This window comes from Polaromonas sp. CG_9.7 (assembly GCF_015752205.1).
GTDB lineage: Bacteria > Pseudomonadota > Gammaproteobacteria > Burkholderiales > Burkholderiaceae_C > Polaromonas.
In genome coordinates this window covers 108,165-128,227 of the sequence record NZ_JADOVG010000010.1, presented here as the reverse complement: position 1 = coordinate 128,227, position 20,063 = coordinate 108,165, and the positions used below count along the sequence as shown (strand labels likewise).

Here is a 20,063-nt window from a genome sequence, read left to right as displayed (position 1 = left end):
CATGAGCAAACCCAAGATCCTGATCGCCCGCGCCGTTTTTCCTGAAGTCATTGCCCGGCTTGAGCAGCATTTCGATGTCGAGTCCAACCAGGACGACCACACCTGGTCCAAGGCCGAACTGATTGCGCACCTGCAAGGCAAGGCCGGTGCCTTCACCACGGGCGGCGACCGCATCGACAGCGATGTGCTGGCCGCTTGCCCAGAACTGAAAATGTGCGCCAACATGGCGGTCGGTTACAACAATTTTGACCTGGACGCGATGACCGCTGCCGGCGTGCTGGCCACGAATGCGCCCGACGTGCTGACCGAAACCACCGCCGACTTCGGCTTTGCCTTGCTGATGGCCACGGCCCGGCGCATCACCGAAAGCGAGCATTTCCTGCGCGCCGGAAAATGGACGAAATGGCGCTACGACATGTTCGCCGGCGCCGATATCCACGGCGCCACACTGGGCATTCTGGGCATGGGCCGCATCGGGCAGGGCATCGCCAAGCGCGGCGCGCTCGGCTTTGGCATGAAGGTCATTTACCACAACCGCTCAAGGCTCGACGCCGCCCTGGAAGCCGAATGCCAGGCCCGCTATGTCGACAAGGAAGAACTCCTCAAGACCGCCGACCACCTGGTGCTGGTGCTGCCGTATTCGCCGGCATCGCACCACGCCATCGGCGCTAGCGAACTGGCGCTGATGAAGCCGACCGCCACCCTCGTCAACATTGCGCGCGGCGGCATTGTCGATGACGCGGCGTTGGCGGCGGCGCTGCGCAACCGTACGATTGCGGCGGCGGGCCTCGATGTGTTCGAGGGCGAACCGTCGGTGCATCCGGACCTCTTGAGCGTGCCCAACGTGGTGCTGACGCCGCACATCGCCAGCGCCACGATGCCAACGCGGCTGGCCATGGCCAGCCTGGCGGCTGACAACCTGATCGCTTTTTTTACAGGAAATAAGCCTCTTACGCCCTTGAATGCTGCGGTGTTAGCTATTAAATAAAGAGTGACTTATCCACTTGAATTCTGGCTGGCAGCGGCGTTGCTGCTGGTCAATTTGCTGCTGCTGGTCTGGCTGCTGGTGCGCAATCCCGCGCCCGTAGCGGTTGCCGCACCTGGGGAAGGGCATGCCGAACTGCTCAACGGGTTTGCCGAGATCAGCGACCGGCTGGAGCGCGAACTGCGGCGCGAGATCAGCGACAGTGCGCGCAGCAGCCGCCAGGAACTGGCTTCGACGCTGGCCACTTTCCAGCAAACGCTGGTGCAGCAAAGCGCCGAAGCCACGCGCACACAAAACTCCCAAATCGATGCCTTTTCCCGCCAGCTCAGCGTGCTGCAGCAAAGCGTTTCCGACACGCTGACGACCCAGCTGCAGTCGGTCAGCGAATCGAATGCCCGGCGCATGGGCGAGGTGCGTGAAACGCTGGCGCACCAGCTGGCGCAGCTGCAGCAGACCAATTCCGCCAAGCTCGACGAAATGCGCCGCACCGTCGATGAAAAACTGCAGAACACGCTGGAAGCCCGGCTGGGCCAGAGCTTCAAGCAGGTGGCTGACCGGCTCGAGCAGGTGCACAAGGGCCTGGGCGAAATGCAGACGCTGGCGCAGGGCGTGGGCGACCTCAAGCATTTGCTGACGAATGTGAAAACGCGCGGCATTTTTGGCGAAGCCCAGCTGGCCGCACTGCTGGAGCAGGTGTTCACCGTGGAGCAGTATGCCGCCCAGGTTGTGACCCGGCGCGGCGGCAAGAACCCGGTCGATTTCGCCATCAAGCTGCCGGGCCGGTCCGATTCAGGCGAGCCACTGTGGCTGCCCATCGATGCCAAGTTTCCGAACGAAGACTACGAACGCCTGCTCGATGCGCAGCAGCGCGCCGACGGTCCGGGCGCTGAGGTGGCCGGCAAGGCGCTGGAAATGCGCATCCGGCTGGAAGCCAAGTCGATCTCCGAAAAATACATCGAGCCGCCGTACACCACCGACTTTGCCATCCTGTTTTTGCCAACCGAGGGCCTGTATGCCGAGGTGCTGCGCCGCCCGGGCCTGATTGAATGCCTGCAGCGCGAGCACCGCATCACGCTGGCCGGCCCGACCACGCTGCTGGCCATGCTCAACTCCCTGCAGATGGGCTTTCGCACGCTGGCGCTGGAAAAGCGCTCCAGCGAAGTCTGGCAGGTGCTGGGCGCGGTCAAGACCGAGTTCGGCAAGTTCGGCGACGTGCTGGCCAAGGCCAAGTCGCAAACCGAAACCGTGCTCAACACACTCAGCAGCGCCGAGCAGCGCAGCCGGGTCATGGGCAAGGCCTTGCGCAACGTCGAAGCGCTGCCTGACTCGGAAGCGGTCCGGATGATTCCCCTGGACAAAGACCTGGAGCCGGAATGAGCACAGCCGCCGCATGACGCCCGAGTTGGCCCGGCTGATTCTGGCGCAGATCTGCCTGCACGCCTGCATGGCCGGCACCCGCTTGTCAGCGCCCCTGCTGGCGCTGCGCGAAGGCTACAGCCCGGCGGCCGTGGGGGTGCTGCTGGCGCTGTTTGCCCTGACGCAGGTGTTCCTGGCGCTGCCGGCGGGCCGTTTTGCCGACCGGCATGGCCTGCGGCGTCCGGTCAGCTACGGCGTACTGGCCGCTGTGGCCGGGGCGGGCACTGCCGTTGCTTTTCCGGTGTTTCCGGTGCTTTGCCTGGCCGCGCTGCTGACGGGCGGCGCCACCGGCGTGGCCACCATTGCTTTGCAGCGCCATGTCGGGCGGGCTGCCGGCGGCGTCTTGCAGTTGCGCAAGGTGTTCAGCTGGCTGGCGATCGGCCCGGCCATTTCCAATTTTGTCGGCCCGTTTTCCGCCGGCCTGCTGATTGACCATGCTGGCTCGTCACCGGGCAGCCTGACGGGCTACCGGGCAGCATTTTTCCTGATGGCGCTGCTGCCCCTCGTCACCTGGTTTTTGGTGCGCCAAACCCGCGAACTGCCAGCGCTGCTGGCGGCCAACGATGGCACACGGCCCAAGGCCTGGGACTTGCTGCGCGAGCCTATGTTTCGCCGCCTGATGGGCGTGAACTGGTTGTTGTCGTCGTGCTGGGATGTGCACACTTTTGTCGTGCCGGTGCTGGGGTTCGAGCGAGGCATCAGCGCCTCGGTGATCGGTACGATCCTGGGCGCTTTTGCGCTGGCCGCCGCCGCCATTCGCCTGCTGATGCCGTGGCTGGCCGCACACCTGAAGGAATGGAAGGTGCTGGCCGCTTCGATGCTGGCAACGGCCTTGCTGTTTGCGGCCTATCCCCTGACGCGCTCGGCGCTCGGCATGGGCATTTGTTCAGTGCTGCTGGGGTTTTCGCTGGGCATGGTGCAGCCGATGATCATGAGCATGCTGCACCAGATCACGCCCGAGGCACGCCACGGCGAGGCCTTGGGCCTGCGGCTGATGGCCATCAATGCTTCCAGCGTGGTGATGCCGATGCTGTTCGGATCGGCCGGTGCCTTGGTCGGCATTGCCGGCGTGTTCTGGGCAACCGGCGCCCTGGTGGGCATGGGCTCTCGCCTGGCCTGGCGGCTCCGGGACGGCATTGCCGCTGCGCCGCATGGCGACACGCCGCGCTGATCAATGACCGGCATGTCGCCGCATCTTTCAGCGGGGCAGAAAACTCAAAGTTCGTAAAAGCTCTTGATCGCGTCCCAGGCGGCTTGGGGCTCATCGACATACTGGATCAGGTCCAGGTCTTGCGGTGAAATCGTGCCTTCCTCGATCATCACGTCGAAGTTGAACAGCCGTTTCCAGTATTCAGTACCAAAAAGAATGATCGGCACGGGTTTGGCCTTCTTGGTTTGCACCAGCGTGATGACCTCGAACAACTCGTCGAGCGTTCCGAAGCCGCCCGGGAAGGCCACCAAGGCCTTGGCACGCATCATGAAATGCATTTTGCGCAAGGCAAAGTAATGGAACTTGAAGTTCAGCGACGGTGATACATAGGGGTTCGAGCCTTGCTCGTGCGGCAGCACAATGTTCAGGCCGACGGTCAGCGCGCCCATTTCCTGCGCGCCGCGGTTGGCCGCTTCCATGATGCCCGGGCCGCCGCCGGTGCAGATGAACAACTGCTCGGCCGACGGACGCGGGTTGCTGTAGCCCGCCACGATGCGGGCGAAGAGGCGCGCCTGGTCGTAATACCTGGCATTGCGCATATGACGCTGGGCCAGCGTCAGTGCGGCTTCGTCATCGCCTTGCTCGGCCAGGACGAGCGCTGCCTGGGCCTGCTCGGGCGCCGGAAAGCGGGCGCTGCCAAACACCACGATGGTGTTTTCAATGCCTTGGGCCTGTTGGTCAATTTCGGGCTTGAGCATTTCAAGCTGGATGCGGATGGCGCGGGTTTCGCGCCGCAGCAGGAATTCCGGATCGGCAAAAGCCAGCCGGTTGGCATCGGGCCGCAGTGGCGTGCTGTCACTGGACAGGGCATGCAGCTCAGACCAGGCATGGGCCAGCCGGTCTTCGGATAAGTCTTGTGTTTGTTTCATGGGCTGGGGCTTGGGCTTATGTTTGGGTGAGGCATGAAACCGGTGTTTGACCACTCGCTCTCGCGCAAGGCAAGCAACCGGTAACGGAATCATCATAAAGACGGTTTGTGTCCGGCTTGCTGCGGGAAAATAAAAAAGGCTCCCAACGGGAGCCTTTTGACGGGGCAGGGCAGTGCCGGATCAGACACGCTTGCGGTATTCGCCAGTACGCGTGTCGATTTCGACCACGTCGCCCTGCGCCACGAAGATTGGCACGCCGATTTCAAAACCGGTGGCCAGCTTGGCTGGCTTGAGCACCTTGCCGGACGTGTCGCCCTTGACGGCGGGCTCGGTCCAGGTGATCTCGCGCTGCACACTGGTCGGCACCTCGACCGAAATGGCCTTGCCGTCATAGAAGACGACTTCAAGTTCCATGCCGTCCTGGAGGTAGTTCAGCGAGTCGCCCATGTTTTCGGCTTCGACTTCATACTGGTTGAAGTCGGCGTCCATGCAGACGTACATCGGGTCGGCAAAGTAGGAGTAGGTGCATTCCTTCTTGTCCAGGAAAACCTGGTCAAGCTTGTCGTCGGCCTTGAAGACCTGCTCGGTGTTGAACGTGGCAATCAGGCTTTTGAGCTTCATGCGCACGGTGGCAGAGTTGCGCCCGCCCCGGCTGTATTCGGTTTTCAGCACGACCATCGGGTCCTTGCCGTGCATGATGACGTTACCGACGCGGATTTCTTGAGCGATTTTCATAGCAATTTCAGTGTGGTGAACCGCTGACCCTTTGCAGTTGTGGTGCAGGTTCTGCGGCGGGTTATAGGGCCAGACCAGGACCGGTCACGGGGCCAGTGATGGCGCCAGTGACAGGGCCGGTTTCCAGGCCATTCATGCGTCTTGCCTCAACAGGCTGGATCGCAAAGCCCACGATTTTAGCGGTTTTTTGCCACAAAGCTAAGCAGGCTGGTGCACAGGTCGTTCTGGCGCATCAAGCGCTCTCGGGCATTGCCCAAGCAGGTTTGCCAGTCTTGCAGGTCGCGCTGCAGTACCAAAGGTGCTTCATGGCCTGTGCCCGCGCGGTTCCACGCCTGGTGAAAGTGGCGCAGCGAAGCCGGGGCTTCGAGCATGTCGAGAAAGGCGGCCAGCTTGTCCAGGTGCGCCGCATCATCCTGCGGGTAGATTTGCCAGACCAATGGTTTGCCGGCCCATAGCGCACGCACCAGCGAGTCCTCGCCGCGCACGAAATTCAGATCGCAGGCCCAGAGCAGCTGGTCAAACCCATTCTGGGTCAACAGCGGTAAATATGATATTGATAGCTGACTTCGCCCGCTGGTATTGCGCAAAAGGCATTTTTCATCATTAAAAACGGCTTTAACGGCATGGCTGGCCCGGCCCGCTGCCACAAACAGGCGCACCGCCTCGCCGTCAAGTCCATGCTGCGCCAGTTGTTTCAGCAGGCCTGGCAGCGCGCCGGGTTCGTAGCAAAACAGTGACACCCGCTTTTCCCTGCTGAATGTGATGCCCTGCGCGGCCAGCCAGGCTGGAGCGTCAAAGCGAGACTGCCGGTCGGCCAGCCCGGGTTCGCGCAACAAGCCGCCGGTGGCTGCCGTGAAGCCGGGGTAGAAAAACCATTTTTCCCAGCCCGCCGCCGGGCCCCGCTGGACCCGTGAGGGCAGGGCATGGCAACGCTCGACATACGCCTCGGCAGACAGGTATTCGAGGTTGATCCATACGGGTTTCAGGCCGTTTGCGCTTTGCTGGTCTGCACAAGCAGCTATGAATTCAGGCGCTGCATCACAGCCGAAGGCTTCGACCAGTACATCGCACGGTTGCAAGGCAAAGTCGGCTGCCTGCAGGGCGAGCGGCGGTGTCCAGGCGATGACCCGGACATTGTCGCAACCCCCAGGCGCCATCCACTGCAGCGCGCAAGCGTCATCCACCCACAGGCGCACGCGATGACCGCGCGTCGCCAGGTCGGCGGCCAGGCGCCAGCACACGCCAATGTCCCCGTAGTTGTCGATGACTTTGCAAAAAATGTCCCATTGCAGGCGGTGATTCATGAAAGGATTGTCCACAATACGGCCATTGCGCAACCTTGACACCATGACACCAACCCACGAATTCGATCCCCAACTGCTCAGCGAAGTGGCGGCATTGCCGCCCTTGCCCGGTGTTTACCGCTACTACGACGAACAGGGCGGCGTGCTCTATGTCGGCAAGGCGCGCAACCTGAAAAAGCGCGTCACCAGCTATTTCCAGAAAAACCATGGCGGCACCCGGATCGGCCACATGATCACCAAGATCGTGCGTTTGGAAACCACGGTGGTGCGCTCCGAGGCCGAGGCGCTGCTGCTGGAAAACAACCTGATCAAGACGCTCCATCCGAAGTACAACATCCTGTTCCGGGACGACAAGAGCTACCCTTATCTCAAGCTGACCGCCGCCCAGTCCCGGCCCGAGGGCGACGCGCTGGCGGCCATCGCCTTTCCACGCATTGCCTATTACCGGGGCGCGGTCGAGAAAAAGCACCGTTATTTCGGCCCGTACCCCAGCGCCTGGGCAGTGAAGGACACTATTCTTTTGCTGCAAAAGGTGTTCAGGCTGCGCACCTGCGAAGACACGGTCTTCAACAACCGCACGCGGCCCTGCTTGCTGTACCAGATCAAGCGCTGCTCCGCGCCGTGCGTGGGCCATGTGTCGCCCGAGCAATATGCGCTGGACACGGCGAACGCCGAGCGCTTCCTGCAAGGCCAGACACAGGAAATTCTGGGTGAGCTGGAAAAGAAAATGCTCGCGCATTCAGAGCGGCTGGAGTTTGAGCAGGCGGCCGAGTTGCGCAACCAGATGTCGGCGCTGTCGAAAATCCTGCACCAGCAGTCGATGGAAATTGGCGGCAAGAACGGCGATGTGGACGTGGATATCCTGGCGGTGAAAGTGCAGGGCGGCAAGGCCTGCGTCAACCTGGCCATGGTGCGGGGCGGCCGGCACCTGGGCGACCGGCCGTACTTTCCAACGCATGTGGAGCATGCCGCCGACGTGGCCGCGCTGGACGCCGAGCTCGAGTCGCCAGCCGTTGCGCTGAAGGAAAAGTCGCTGGAGGCGCTGGTGCTTGAAGCCTTTATTGCCCAGCATTACATCGACGTGCCGGTGCCGCCCACGCTGGTGGTCAGCGAGCCGGTCGACAAGGATCTGATGTCTGCGCTGGCAGAGCAAACCGGCAGCCGCGTCACTGCCGTCCACCAGCCGCGCGAGCAGCGCCGCGTCTGGCTGGAAATGGCGCAGAAAAATGCCGGTCTGCAACTGGCGCGCCTGCTGGCCGAGCAGGGCTCGCAACAGGCGCGCACGCGGGCACTGGCCGAAGCGCTGGAACTGCCGATGGACAACCTGGACACGCTGCGCATCGAGTGCTTCGACATTTCGCACACCGCGGGCGAGGCGACCCAGGCGTCGTGCGTGGTGTTCAAGGAACACAAGATGCAGAACAGCGAATACCGCCGCTACAACATCGAAGGCATCACCCCGGGCGACGACTATGCCGCCATGCGCCAGGTGCTGACGCGGCGCTACAGCAAGCTGGCCGAGGCCGCGCGCAATGGCGAGGCCACATTGCCCGACCTGGTGCTGGTCGATGGCGGCAAGGGCCAGGTGTCGATGGCGCGCGAGGTGTTTGTCGAACTCGGGCTGGACCTGGGGCTGATTGCCGGCGTTGAAAAAGGCGAGGGCCGCAAGGTGGGGCTGGAAGAACTGGTGTTTGCGGACGGCCGGGACAAGGTCTACCTGGGCCGCGATTCGGCTGCGTTGATGCTGATTGCCCAGATTCGCGATGAGGCGCACCGCTTCGCCATCACCGGCATGCGCGCCAAGCGGGCCAAGGTGCGTGTGGGCGGTAGCCGGCTCGAAGACATTGCCGGCATTGGCCCGAAAAAGCGTGCCAGCCTGCTGCAGCGCTTTGGCGGCGTGCGCGGCATTGCGTCGGCCAGCGTCGAGGACATCGCCATGGTCGATGGCATTTCAACCGAACTGGCCGAGGAAATTTACCGGGCGCTGCATTGACGGCGCATCGCAGCGCAGCTTGCAGCGCACAGGACGGCTGCATGGCTTACGCAGATTGCTTGCCGCTCATGCCAAAATCGGTGCCATGTTCCTGACGATACCCACCCTAATGACCTGGACTCGCATCATCGCGATTCCGCTGATCGTGGGAGTCTTCTACCTGGACATTCCTGCGGTTGAACGCAACCTGATCGCCACGGTGATGTTCGTCGTGTTTGCCGCGACCGACTGGCTTGACGGTTATCTGGCACGCAAGCTGAACCAGACATCGTCCTTTGGCGCTTTTCTTGACCCGGTGGCCGACAAGTTCCTGGTTTGCGCCTCGCTGCTGGTACTGGTGCATCTGCAACGGGCCGATGTGTTCGTAGCCCTCATCATCATTGGCCGCGAGATTGCCATTTCGGCATTGCGCGAATGGATGGCGCAAATTGGCGCCTCGCGCAGTGTGGCGGTTCACATGCTCGGTAAGGTCAAAACGACGGTACAAATGATCGCCATTCCTTTCCTGCTGTATGACGGCCGCCTGTTTGGCATCATCAACACCCCGGTCTGGGGAACCTGGCTGATCTGGATTTCGGCCATTTTGACGGTCTGGTCAATGGTCTATTACCTGCAAAAAGCGATTCCCGAAATCCGCGCTCGGGCCAAATGAATGTTTCCTGACGCAAGCCGGTCGTGAGCCTTTCGCAGCCCTCCAGCCCTCTGATCCGGGCCATGCCCGCCGTGTTTGTGCTGATCTGGAGCACCGGCTTTATCGTGGCCAAGTTCGGCCTGCCCTACGCGCCGCCGCTGACCTTTCTGGTGCTGCGCTATGTGTTTTCCATTGCCTGCTTTTTGATCTGGATCGGTTTCAGCCGCGCCCGCTGGCCGCGCGTGCGCCAGCAGTGGCTGCACCTGGCCCTGACCGGGGTGCTGATGCATGCCGGTTACCTTGGCGGCGTCTGGGTCGCGGTGAAAAGCGGTATGGGCTCTGGCTTGACAGCATTGATCGTTGGGCTGCAGCCAGTGCTGACTGCCCTGTGGCTTTCATGGGCCGGCGCATCTGGTTCTTCCACCGCGACAAAAACGCAGGTCACGCCCCGCCAGTGGGCCGGGCTGGCCCTGGGACTGGGCGGCCTGCTGCTGGTGGTGGCGCGCAAATTCGGCAGCGGCAGCGAAGTGACCGCGCTCACCCTGGGTTGCACCGTCTTTGCCTTGGGTTGCATCACCGTGGGCACCCTGTACCAGAAACACTTTGTCCAGCCAACCGACGTGCGCACGGCCAATGCTATACAGCTGGCCGCTGCCTTGCTGGTGACGCTGCCTTTTTCCTTCCTGGAAACCGAGGCGATTGTCTGGAACACTGATTTTATCGGCGCCATGGCCTGGTCAGTGCTGGCGTTGACGCTGGGCGGCAGTTCGCTGCTGTACCTGCTGATACAGCGCGGCGCGGCCACGGCAGTCACCAGCCTCCTTTACCTGGTGCCGCCCACCACGGCCGTGATGGCCTGGCTGCTGTTTGGAGAAGCCATCACGCTGGCGACTGTCGCCGGTACGGCACTCACAGCGCTGGGCGTCAGCCTGGTGGTGCGGCCCGCGAAGCCGCAGGCCGTGTAGTTTTCCAGGGCTCGTCTTGGAACTGCGCGACCAGAAAATCGATCAGCAGCCGAATGCGGCGCGGCGAATCCGTGCGGTAAGGCGCCAGCCAGTGAATGTCGGCATCCGGCATGGCATAGTCCCGGAGCACCTGGACCAACTGGCCAGAAGCCAGCCAGGGCTCAATATCCCACAGGCTGCGGAGCATGATGCCGCGGCTATCCAGGCACCAGTCACGCACGAGTTCACCGGAGTTGCTCGACAGCGGACCCCGCACCCTGACTTGCTCGGGTGTCTTGCTGTCGCTTTTGTGCAGCGTCCAGGTATCGAAGCTCTGACTCTGTGCGGGAGCGTTTTCGCGCACGATCAGGCAGTCATGGTCGCGCAGGGCGCTCAACGTCAACGGTTCACCGTGCAGCCGCAGGTAGTCGGGCGACGCTGCCAGCACGCGCCGGTTGGGCCCCAGCCGGCGTGACACCCATTGGGCAGCCTGCCTGCCGCGCACTTGCCACAGCCAGATGGCGCCGTCAAAGCCTTCGCTGCCAAGGTCCGGCAATTGCTCGGTGAGCTGCAGCTGAATGTCAATTCGTGGATAGCGTTCCTGAAACAGCGCCAGCGCCGGTCCCAGCCACAGGCGTCCAAAGCCAAAAGTCGCGGCCAGCCGTATCAGACCGCAAGGCTCGGCCTTGCGCTCTTGAAGCTCGGCCTCAAGCGCGTCGAAGCCCTGCAGCAATACCAACGCCCGTTCATAAACGGTTTCGCCCTCCGCTGTGGTGCTGATACGCCGGGTGGTCCGCTGGAACAATCGCTGCCCCAACCGTGCTTCAAGTGCCGCGAGTCGTTTGGTGACGACAGGCGCCGCCAGATCCAGACTGCGCGCGGCTGCTGCCATGCTGCCTTGGTTTCGTACCGCCACCACCAGTTCAAGATCGCTGCGCTCCATTGTTGCCTTGGTAGAAATAATTGATTGCCAAATTATTGCTTGAATCATCTCTTTGATTGCGACAAAATTCATTCTGGTTGTTGCATATGCAGACGGTTAAAACTTGAGGTCGATCGATGTTTGAAGATTTCGTTGCCAGTGACATAGTTGGGCCAGCCGGAATCCTGCACACGTTGCGGGGTGGGTCCGGTGCTCCGCTACTGCTGATGCACGGGCATCCGCAAACGCATGTGATGTGGCATGCCGTGGCCGATGCGCTGGCAAAGAAATTCACCGTGGTGTTGATGGATTTGCGCGGCTACGGCGATTCGGTTCGCGCGCCTGCCGATGCGGAACACAAGGCGTATTCCAAGCGCGCTATGGCGCTTGATGCCATGGCTGTGATGCATCACCACGGATTTATGCAATTCCAGGTGCTGGCCCATGACCGGGGCGCCCGGGTGGCGCACCGACTGGCGGCAGACCATCCTGAGGCGGTTCTACGGTTGATGTTACTCGATGTTGCGCCCACCTTGGGAATGTATGACAACACTTCAGACGCTTTTGCCCGCGCTTACTGGCACTGGTTTTTCCTGATCCAGCCGTCGCCATTGCCCGAGGCGCTGATCGATTCGGATCCTGTTCGCTATCTCCGCAGCGTGATGGGCCAGCGGCATGCGGGACTCGCAGCTTTTGCGCCTGGCGCATGGGCTGAATACGAGCGCTGCGCGAAGATTCCGGGCACAGGCCTGAGCATTTGCGAAGACTACCGCGCTGCGGCGACGATTGACCTCGTGCATGACCGTGCCGACGTGGCTGCAGGCCTGAAATTGAGGCAGCCGCTTCGCGTTCTCTGGGCCGAGCATGGCGCGGTTGGCCGGTATTTTGACGTCATGCATCTGTGGCGGGAACGTGCCAGTGATGTATCCGGAGCAAGCATTGCGAGCGGGCACTACATCGCGGAAGAGGCGCCTGAACAAGTGCTGGCGCAGGCGCTTGAGTTTTTCGAAAACTGAATCAAAGGAAATCACCATGGGTAAAAAAAGAATCGCCGTCATCGCAGGGGACGGCATCGGCAAGGAAGTGATGCCTGAAGGCATTCGCGTGTTGGAAGCCGCAGCGGTCAAGTACGGCATTGACCTGCAGTTCGACCACTTCGATTTTTCCAGCTGGGACTATTTTGAAAAGCACGGAAAAATGCTGCCCGACGACTGGAAAGACCAGATTGGCGGACACGATGCCGTTTATTTTGGCGCGGTGGGCTGGCCCGACAAGATTGCCGACCATGTGTCGCTCTGGGGTTCGCTGCTGATGTTTCGGCGCGAATTTGACCAGTACATCAACCTGCGGCCTGCACGTCTGATGCCCGGCATCATTGCGCCGGTCGTGCGGCGCGATGGCAGCCCGCGTCAGCCCGGAGAGATTGATTTCTACATCGTCCGCGAAAACACCGAAGGCGAATATTCCAGCATCGGCGGCAGGGCATTTCCCGGAACCGAACGGGAGTTTGTGCTGCAAGAGTCGGTATTTACACGCATCGGCGTTGATCGGGTACTGAAGTTTGCCTTTGAGTTGGCTCAAACCCGACCCAAAAAACACCTGACGAGCGCAACCAAATCCAACGGTATTTCAATTTCGATGCCTTATTGGGATGAACGTGTCGCTGAAATGGCCAAAAACTATCCGGCAATTCAGCTCGACAAGTTTCACATCGACATCCTGACGGCGCATTTTGTACAACGACCAGACTTTTTCGACGTGGTCGTGGCCAGCAATCTGTTTGGAGACATCCTGAGCGATCTGGGCCCTGCTTGCACAGGCACCATTGGCATTGCGCCCAGTGCCAACCTCAATCCGGAGCGCAAATTTCCGTCGTTGTTCGAGCCGGTCCATGGCTCGGCGCCAGACATTGCCGGGCGCGGTATCGCCAATCCGATCGGTCAGATCTGGTGCGGCGCCATGATGCTGGAATTCCTGGGACACAAGGACGCGCATGACGGCATTCTTTCCGCCATTGAACAGGTTCTTGGTACCCAGAGCGGGGCACCACGTACACCCGATCTGGGGGGACAGGCCAGTACGACGGATGTCGGCAAAGCCATCGCGCAAGTTTTAGCCAAAGGCTAAATCGGATTTTGTCAAGCGTGGAAATTAAAGCGCTTGCTTCGCAAGACAATCAGAAGTTATCAAAACAAAGCTAGAATTCCGCTCCAGAGCTTAAATACTTGCCTCAAGTTGACAGCTTGGATGTCCATGGTTTTAATGGACTAATAAACCAAATTGTCCTGTTGTCCCCAACACCGCATTACCGCGGGTTGCGAAAACAGGTATCAAGCCAACCAGACCAACCGATCAAATAATGAGGTGCTTTTTGTGAACAAGACTGAATTGATTGAGCACATTGCGCAGAATGCCGACATTTCCAAGGCTGCGGCCACCCGTGCTTTGGAGTCAACTATTAGTGCGGTAAAGGCAACCCTTAAAAAAGGAGGCTCGGTGTCTCTGGTGGGTTTTGGTACTTTTGCCGTCGGCAAACGCGCAGCCCGGACGGGTCGCAATCCCCGGACTGGCGATGCGATTAAAATCAAGGCAGCCAAGGTTCCAAAATTCCGTCCAGGCAAAGCGCTCAAAGATGCGTTGAACTGATGTAATATTTTCAAAGTGGGGTGCTTAGCTCAGTTGGTAGAGCAGCGCCTTTACACGGCGTAGGTCGGCGGTTCGAGTCCGTCAGCACCCACCACCCACTAAAAAAAGGCGAACCAGAGTTCGCCTTTTTTTTTGTTGAGCCCGTTTGGGCCATCACACAGGAAATTCGAAGATGTTTGATTTCATTCGCAAGCACACCAAATGGACAATGGCATTGCTGTTTTTATTGATCGTGCCTTCGTTCATATTGGTTGGCATGAACAGCAACCATTCTGCTGAAAAAGGACGTGTGGTGGCCAAGGTAGATGGAACCGAGATTACCCAGCCTGAATGGGATCGGGCGCATCTCAGCGAAGTTGACCGTTTGCGTGCTTCAATGCCGACACTTGATGCCAAGCTGCTGGATACACCTGAAGCACGCTATGCCACGCTAGAACGAATGGTTCGTGACCGTGTTGTTGCCGTAGCAGCTGAAAAGCTCAAACTTTCCACCAGCAACCAGCATCTTGCACGGGAATTGCAAAGCAGTCCAGAGATCGCTGCCTTGCGTCGTGCCGACGGCTCGCTTGACATGGAGCGTTATCGTCAGTTGCTCGGCGCCCAGGGTTTAAGCCCTGAGATGTTTGAAGCCAACGTCAGGTCCGACTTGTCCCGGCGACAGGTACTGGCCGGTGTATCGGGCAGCGGCCTGACTTCCAGCGTGGCGGCTGACCTTGCATTGAACGCCTTTTTCGAAAAGCGAGAGATCCAGCTTGCCCGATTCAACGCAGCTGATTACGCTTCAAAGCTCAGCCCTTCAGACGCGGATATCGAGCAGTTCTACAAAGCCAATGAAAAACTTTTTCAAGCGCCCGAACAAGCCAGTATTGAGTATGTTGTGCTTGACTTGGACACGGTGACCAAGGGAATAGCCGTCAATGACGCTGACCTCAAGACATATTACGAGCAGAACGCCAAGCAGTTGAGTAGTACAGAAGAACGCCGTGCCAGCCACATCTTGATTACCGCTCCCGTTACCGCGTCAGCAGCTCAGCGCGAAGAAGCAAAAGCAAAAGCTGAGGCTTTGCTCGCAGCTATTCGAAAAGCCCCTGATACCTTTGCCGAAGTGGCTCGAAAAAACTCGCAGGATCCAGGCTCTGCGGCTGGCGGTGGCGATCTCGACTTCTTTGGCAAGGGCGCCATGGTCAAGCCATTTGAAGACGCTGCTTTTTCGATGCAAAAGGGTGACATCAGCGATGTGGTTGCATCTGATTTTGGGTACCACATCATCAAGCTGACCGATATCAAAGTCCCCAAGCAACGCAGTTTCGAAGAAATGAAGCCGATGCTTGAAGCCGACCTGAAAAAGCAGCAGGCACAAAAGAAGTTTTCCGAAACCGCTGAAGCTTTCTCAAACGCCGTGTATGAGCAGTCAGACAGCTTGAAACCGGTAGCTGATCGTTTAAAACTCGAGATCAAAACTGCGGCAACTGTATTGCGCCAACCCGCTTCAGGCGTAAGCGGTCCGTTGGGCAATGCGAAGTTTCTCAATGCGCTTTTCTCACCTGATGCAATCGAGAAAAAACGCAATACTGAAGCTGTTGAGGTGGGCTCCAACCAGTTGGTGTCAGGACGCATCGTCCAGTACACCCCGGCACGAACCTTGCCCTTGGCAGAAGTAAAAGGCAGTGTGCGTCAGCGCTGGCTTGCACAGCATGGGGCAGAAGAAGCGCGCAAAGATGGGATTGCCAAGCTTGCGGCCTGGAAGGCGTCACCCGCTGCCGCCACACTGGCCTCGCCGATATTTGTGTCGCGTGAGCAGAGCCAGCAGTTGCCTGCACCGCTTGTTGATGCGGCGATGCGTGCGGATACGAGCGTTTTACCCTCTTTTGTAGGCGTTGACTCGGGAGTTCAGGGCTATGCAATCGTCAAAATCAACAAGGTCGTGCCGCGTGACCGACCGGCTGAAACTGCAGCCTTGCAGGAACGCAATCAGTATGGCCAGCAATGGGCTTCTGCTGAAACGCTGGCTTACTACAACGGTCTGAAAGATCGATTCAAAGCAGAAATATTGGTTACCAAGCCCGCACTTGGACTACAAAATCCGGAAGCTGCTGCAAGCAGGTAATTCAAGCTGTCTTTGCCGCTATAATCTGTTTCTCCGGTGGCTGTAGCTCAGTTGGTAGAGTCCAGGATTGTGATTCCTGTTGTCGTGGGTTCGAGCCCCATCAGCCACCCCAGTATTTATAATGAAACCATGCTATTGAAAATATAGCATGGTTTTTTCTTGCTTATACGATGTAAGAGCGGACGTAAAACGATTGTTGGAATCAAGTTCAAGTGCCAGTTATTTAAGCTATGGAGCCATTCCATGGCGCCAGCCAATTAGACGATGATGACAAAGCGGTTATCCAGCTTTTCATAGCGCGTTGCTACTTTTCATTAGACGGCGCTCTCAAGTCCAAGTGCAACACGGCGACAGTTTATTGGAAAATCGGTTCGCAGTTCTCAAAACTGGCCAGCCAGGCGCTGTTAGCCCCATGCGGCGCGCACCAGTCGAGCGTTTTTCAGGGACGCCCATTCATTAGCTCGGCAATCCCATCGAACTGCTCCTGGCTGTAGCTTGACAAGTCCATTGCTTTGGGCAGGAACTGGCGACCTAAACATCGATGGTCTCGTTGCTGCGTCTTTGCCAAGAACTGTGTGGGTCATAAAAACCCACGGAAATGCCTGTATTGCCGCTGATCTGGGCATGCTAAGCCATCCCCCTGCCTATGTCATAGGTCTTCGTCTTGCGCATGGATTGCGCGAGCGTCCTGTTCAAACGGCTGTCTTGAATCTGGGGTCCACTTTAGAGGCTGCAGCATATGAAACGGATTGTTGAACTAGTGGGTTGTAAAAGCTACGTTAATCTGTATTTTTTATCCTCGATTAATATCCACATGCGTTGTCAGCTATCGTGATTGACATAAAAAAGACAAAGGTATTACATGATCGTTCGTTTTCATATCGATCCGATGGAACAAGACCTGTATGAATACAGTGTTAGCTACGAAGGGGAAATGCTGTACTCAGATGTGGGCCTCGGTTCTGTGGAGGACTGTATCGTCGCTGCGACAGAAGGTCTTGACCAAGAGGCAGTGGCTGCCGAAATAGCCTACAAGGGAATCATCAGTGGAACTTATGCGCTAGCGTCATTGGCGTTGATGTCCGAGCAGATTGCCAGCCATGCGCTGCAGACAACGCTTGCGATCGAAGAGGTCAGTGAGTAAGGCTATTGCGGCCGTTGCGCGAACTGTCGATACAGTGTGTATGGCTTGCTTTTAAAAGCAATGCGCCGAAGAAATTAGGTGACGGACCTTGACCCCGGCACTGGCTCCGCAGTTAGGGCTGCTTGGTTCCCCATCTGACCCGGTTGGCCGCTTTACCATGCGGGAAGGCCCGTCGTCTTTGATTATAGGGGCGAGGGCTTGGCCCTTTGGCACACGCGGAGAATTTTCAGAAAAAACGTACCTGCAGCTTCGTCTATTCCTCATGCATTAGTCCCGGGAAAAGCTGCAGAATGCCTTTTTGCATTTGGCAGACCTTCGACTTGAATTGCTGCCTGTGCAAGCACCACTCCTTCAAGCCCAAGGCATCGCAGGCACAATCGATCATTCACTATTGCCGCACAAGGAAGCCTTCATGCCACGCGTCGTTTTCAATCAAAAAGGGGGTGTTGGCAAGTCCACCATCACCTGCAATCTGGCCGCCATCAGCGCGAGCCAGGGTTTACGCACGCTTGTTGTCGATCTGGACCCGCAGGGCAACTCCAGTGCTTATCTGATGGGTAAAACGGCCACTGGTGATCTACCGGACGTGGGCGGATTTTTTGAAAATACCCTGAGCTTCAGTTTGCGTACCGTTTCGCCGGCCGAATTCATAGTTGCCACTCCGCATGAAAGGCTGGACTTGATGCCCTCCAGCCCAAAGCTTGACGAATTGCAAGCTAAGCTGGAGTCCCGGCACAAAATCTTCAAGCTGCGTGAGGCACTGCAGCAACTGTCCGGCAACTACGACCGGATTTACATTGACACACCGCCAGCGCTCAATTTTTACACCCGTTCGGCGCTCATCGCGGCTCGCACCTGCCTGATTCCCTTTGACTGCGACGACTTCTCACGCAAGGCCTTGTATACCTTGCTTGAAAATGTCCAGGAAATCCAGGCGGATCACAACGCCGGGCTGGTGGTGGAAGGCATTGTGGTCAACCAGTTCCAGCCTCGCGCCAATTTGCCGCAACGAATTGTCAATGAACTGATAGAGGAGGGATTGCCTGTGTTGCATCCTTACCTGCCGGCTTCCATCAGAATTCGCGAGTCGCACGAACAATCGCTGCCGATGATCTACATGGACCCCAGCCATAAGCTGACCCAGGCGCTGGTGGAGCTGCATGCCGCGCTTGAACCCTGAGCTTTCAGTCTTCCAGAAAACAGGGGTCGCCCACCTAATCCCCCGCAAGCAAGCTGCGGTTCAGGCACTGCCTAGCCAATTTAGAATGAGTTCATGTCCTATCTAGTGCTCGCCCGCAAATACCGGCCCAAGAATTTTTCTGAAATGGTGGGTCAGTCGCACGTCGTGCAGGCTCTTGGCAATGCGCTGGGCACCGGGCGTTTACACCATGCCTATATGTTTACAGGCACACGGGGCGTCGGCAAGACCACGGTGTCGCGCATCCTGGCCAAGTCGCTGAATTGCACCGGTGTTGACGGGCAAGGCGGCATTACTGCCGAACCCTGTGGTGTGTGCAATGCCTGCCTTGACATCGACAGTGGACGCTTCGTCGACTACACCGAACTCGACGCCGCGTCCAATCGCGGTGTCGATGAAATTGCACAACTGCTTGAACAGGCAGTGTACAAACCGGTGGTCGGCCGTTTCAAGGTCTTCATGATCGACGAGGTCCACATGCTGACAAACACGGCCTTCAATGCCATGCTCAAGACGCTGGAAGAGCCGCCCGACTACCTCAAGTTCGTACTGGCCACGACCGATCCACAAAAAGTACCTGCTACGGTGCTGTCGCGCTGCCTGCAGTTTAATTTGCGGCCAATGGCGCCTGAGACGGTACTCGAGCATCTGGTGCATGTGCTGGCCATTGAAAATGTTCCTGCCGAGCCGCAAGCTCTGCGCCTGTTGTCGCGCGCCGCGCGCGGCTCGATGCGCGATGCACTGTCGCTGACCGACCAGGCGATTGCATTTGGCTCGGGTCGGCTTGACGAGGCCAGCGTGCGTGTCATGCTGGGCAGCGTCGACCGTAGCTATGTGTTTCGCCTGCTCGATGCGCTGGCGCGTAACGATGGACGCACGGTGGTTGAAACTTCCGAAGTACTGCGCCTGAATGGCCTGAGCGCGGCCTCGACGCTTGAAGAAATGGCCACTGTGCTGCAGCGCATGGCGGTGCTGCAGTCTGTTCCCGGCATCGGTGCTGGCGATGACGACACCGATCCTGAGATTGTTGAAACCGCCCGGCTGGCCCATGCCATGCCTGCCGACGAAACCCAGCTGCTCTACAGCCTGTGCCTGCATGGACGCGGTGAACTGGGTCTGGCGCCTGATGAATATGCGGGGCTGACGATGGTGCTGCTTCGCCTGTTGGCTTTTAAACCGTCAGGCTCTGTTGTTCAGGCGACTGCCGGGGCGCAGTCTGCCGCCATCAGGATTGCACCGGGGAGTGCCGTCGAGCCGGTAAAAAAGTCGCTGCCTGATCAAGTCGCGGCGCCTGCTGTCAGCGACTTTCATGCGGTACAAGTCGAGGCGGAGCCCGTAGTGCAACTGGCAGACCCGTATCAGGCCTTGCCCACCCGAGAGGCACCAGCACTGGCGCTGACGTCGGCTTATGAGCAAAATATAGCGTCTGCGCATATAGACAGTGCGCCGAGCGCTATGAATAGTAAACCGTTCGCTGAGGCTGCGCCAACACCCAAGCAGCCACCGGAAAATATTGCAACAGAAGGCGCTTCCCTTGACGATGTATGGGAACAGATCGTCAATCAGTTGGTGTCAGCGGAATCTATTGCAGCCCTGACGCGTGAACTGGCGTTGCAGTCGCAGTTGTGCAGCCGCCGGGAAAGCCTCTGGACGCTGCGCGTCGAACGCGAGTCATTGAACCAGGCGGCGGCGCGTGAAAAGCTGAAGGTTGCGCTTCAGACGATATTGGCCGATCCTGCGCTCCAGTTGGCCGTCGAATTGGGCGAAGTGAACGACACGCCGGCGCGCCGGAACAGTGCAGCGTTGGCCGGGCGTCAGCGTACTGCAGAGCTGTTGATTCAAAACGACCCCTTTGTGCAGGACATGATCCGCGAATGGGGCGCCCGGATTGTTCCTGGCAGTATCAAGAGCGTTTTGTCCTGAGCCGGTCTGCGCTTTGACACCTTCAGCCGATATGAT

The 20,063-nt window shown here is 58.9% G+C and carries 17 protein-coding genes, 2 tRNA genes and 1 other RNA gene; 15 read left to right on the top strand and 5 right to left on the bottom strand.

The features are described 5' to 3' along the window. The first annotated feature begins 1 nt into the window (after nt 1). The 3 genes from IWX87_RS12005 to IWX87_RS11995 are packed head-to-tail and all read left to right on the top strand — an operon-like array spanning nt 2 to nt 3,572. On the top strand, nt 2-988 hold the full coding sequence (locus IWX87_RS12005) for a D-glycerate dehydrogenase (RefSeq protein WP_196863751.1): 987 nt from the start codon (nt 2-4) through the stop codon (nt 986-988). A 3-nt stretch (nt 989-991) separates the two neighbouring features. Further along, nucleotides 992-2,362 carry a DNA recombination protein RmuC gene (gene rmuC / locus IWX87_RS12000; RefSeq protein ID WP_196863750.1) on the top strand — a complete coding sequence of 457 codons (1,371 nt, stop codon included), beginning with the start codon at nt 992-994 and terminating at the stop codon, nt 2,360-2,362. A 13-nt stretch (nt 2,363-2,375) separates the two neighbouring features. Next, nucleotides 2,376-3,572, top strand: a complete 1,197-nt coding sequence (locus tag IWX87_RS11995; RefSeq protein WP_196863749.1) for an MFS transporter — start codon at nt 2,376-2,378, stop codon at nt 3,570-3,572. Nucleotides 3,573-3,616: 44 nt separating this feature from the next. Here IWX87_RS11995 and IWX87_RS11990 read toward each other — a convergent pair whose 3' ends face one another. From IWX87_RS11990 to earP, 3 genes are all read right to left on the bottom strand, one after another. Continuing rightward, nucleotides 3,617-4,480, bottom strand: a complete 864-nt coding sequence (locus tag IWX87_RS11990) for a TIGR00730 family Rossman fold protein (protein ID WP_196863748.1) — start codon at nt 4,478-4,480, stop codon at nt 3,617-3,619. A gap of 180 nt (nt 4,481-4,660) precedes the next feature. Beyond that, nucleotides 4,661-5,215 (bottom strand): elongation factor P, encoded by a 555-nt coding sequence (efp, locus tag IWX87_RS11985; RefSeq protein WP_196863747.1) that lies wholly within the window; start codon nt 5,213-5,215, stop codon nt 4,661-4,663. Nucleotides 5,216-5,391: 176 nt separating this feature from the next. Beyond that, nucleotides 5,392-6,519: an elongation factor P maturation arginine rhamnosyltransferase EarP gene (gene earP / locus IWX87_RS11980; RefSeq protein ID WP_196863746.1), complete on the bottom strand. Its 1,128-nt coding sequence runs from the start codon at nt 6,517-6,519 to the stop codon at nt 5,392-5,394. Nucleotides 6,520-6,562: 43 nt separating this feature from the next. Between earP and uvrC the strand changes: the two genes are divergently transcribed. From uvrC to IWX87_RS11965, 3 genes are all read left to right on the top strand, one after another. Continuing rightward, complete coding sequence (gene uvrC, locus IWX87_RS11975; RefSeq protein WP_196863745.1) at nt 6,563-8,512, top strand: excinuclease ABC subunit UvrC; 1,950 nt, start codon at nt 6,563-6,565, stop codon at nt 8,510-8,512. Nucleotides 8,513-8,597: 85 nt separating this feature from the next. Continuing rightward, nucleotides 8,598-9,164 carry a CDP-diacylglycerol--glycerol-3-phosphate 3-phosphatidyltransferase gene (gene pgsA / locus IWX87_RS11970; protein ID WP_196863744.1) on the top strand — a complete coding sequence of 189 codons (567 nt, stop codon included), beginning with the start codon at nt 8,598-8,600 and terminating at the stop codon, nt 9,162-9,164. A 62-nt stretch (nt 9,165-9,226) separates the two neighbouring features. Beyond that, complete coding sequence (locus tag IWX87_RS11965) at nt 9,227-10,108, top strand: DMT family transporter (protein ID WP_196863794.1); 882 nt, start codon at nt 9,227-9,229, stop codon at nt 10,106-10,108. Here IWX87_RS11965 and IWX87_RS11960 read toward each other — a convergent pair. Continuing rightward, the gene (locus tag IWX87_RS11960) at nt 10,068-11,030 is read right to left on the bottom strand and encodes a LysR family transcriptional regulator (protein WP_196863743.1); all 963 of its coding nucleotides are present in this window, start codon (nt 11,028-11,030) and stop codon (nt 10,068-10,070) included. The genes IWX87_RS11965 and IWX87_RS11960 overlap by 41 nt on opposite strands. 116 nt (nt 11,031-11,146) lie before the next feature. On the opposite strand from IWX87_RS11960, the gene IWX87_RS11955 reads away from it, so the two are divergent. The 7 genes from IWX87_RS11955 to IWX87_RS11925 all read left to right on the top strand — a co-directional run bounded on the left by IWX87_RS11955 (nt 11,147) and on the right by IWX87_RS11925 (nt 16,906). Beyond that, on the top strand, nt 11,147-12,025 hold the full coding sequence (locus IWX87_RS11955) for an alpha/beta fold hydrolase (RefSeq protein WP_196863742.1): 879 nt from the start codon (nt 11,147-11,149) through the stop codon (nt 12,023-12,025). A gap of 16 nt (nt 12,026-12,041) precedes the next feature. Further along, nucleotides 12,042-13,136 (top strand): tartrate dehydrogenase, encoded by a 1,095-nt coding sequence (locus tag IWX87_RS11950; RefSeq protein WP_196863741.1) that lies wholly within the window; start codon nt 12,042-12,044, stop codon nt 13,134-13,136. A gap of 246 nt (nt 13,137-13,382) precedes the next feature. Beyond that, complete coding sequence (locus IWX87_RS11945; RefSeq protein WP_011801034.1) at nt 13,383-13,655, top strand: HU family DNA-binding protein; 273 nt, start codon at nt 13,383-13,385, stop codon at nt 13,653-13,655. 18 nt (nt 13,656-13,673) lie between these two features. Beyond that, nucleotides 13,674-13,749: transfer RNA gene (locus tag IWX87_RS11940), tRNA-Val, on the top strand. 78 nt (nt 13,750-13,827) lie between these two features. Beyond that, the gene (locus IWX87_RS11935; RefSeq protein ID WP_196863740.1) at nt 13,828-15,762 is read left to right on the top strand and encodes a SurA N-terminal domain-containing protein; all 1,935 of its coding nucleotides are present in this window, start codon (nt 13,828-13,830) and stop codon (nt 15,760-15,762) included. A gap of 36 nt (nt 15,763-15,798) precedes the next feature. Beyond that, nucleotides 15,799-15,874 (top strand) — tRNA-His (locus IWX87_RS11930). A gap of 750 nt (nt 15,875-16,624) precedes the next feature. Further along, nucleotides 16,625-16,906, top strand: coding sequence for a hypothetical protein (locus IWX87_RS11925; RefSeq protein WP_196863739.1), 282 nt, complete (start codon nt 16,625-16,627; stop codon nt 16,904-16,906). Between the two features lie 77 nt (nt 16,907-16,983). Here IWX87_RS11925 and ffs read toward each other — a convergent pair. Continuing rightward, nucleotides 16,984-17,080, bottom strand: an RNA gene (gene ffs, locus IWX87_RS11920) — signal recognition particle sRNA small type. Nucleotides 17,081-17,318: 238 nt separating this feature from the next. Between ffs and IWX87_RS11915 the strand changes: the two genes are divergently transcribed. Both IWX87_RS11915 and dnaX read left to right on the top strand, forming a co-directional pair. Next, a complete protein-coding gene (locus IWX87_RS11915; RefSeq protein ID WP_196863738.1) occupies nt 17,319-18,086 on the top strand; it encodes a ParA family protein in 768 nt (255 codons plus the stop codon). 93 nt (nt 18,087-18,179) lie between these two features. Beyond that, entirely contained in the window at nt 18,180-20,027 is a 1,848-nt protein-coding gene (dnaX, locus tag IWX87_RS11910; RefSeq protein WP_196863737.1) for a DNA polymerase III subunit gamma/tau, read from the top strand. Nucleotides 20,028-20,063: the final 36 nt, after the last annotated feature.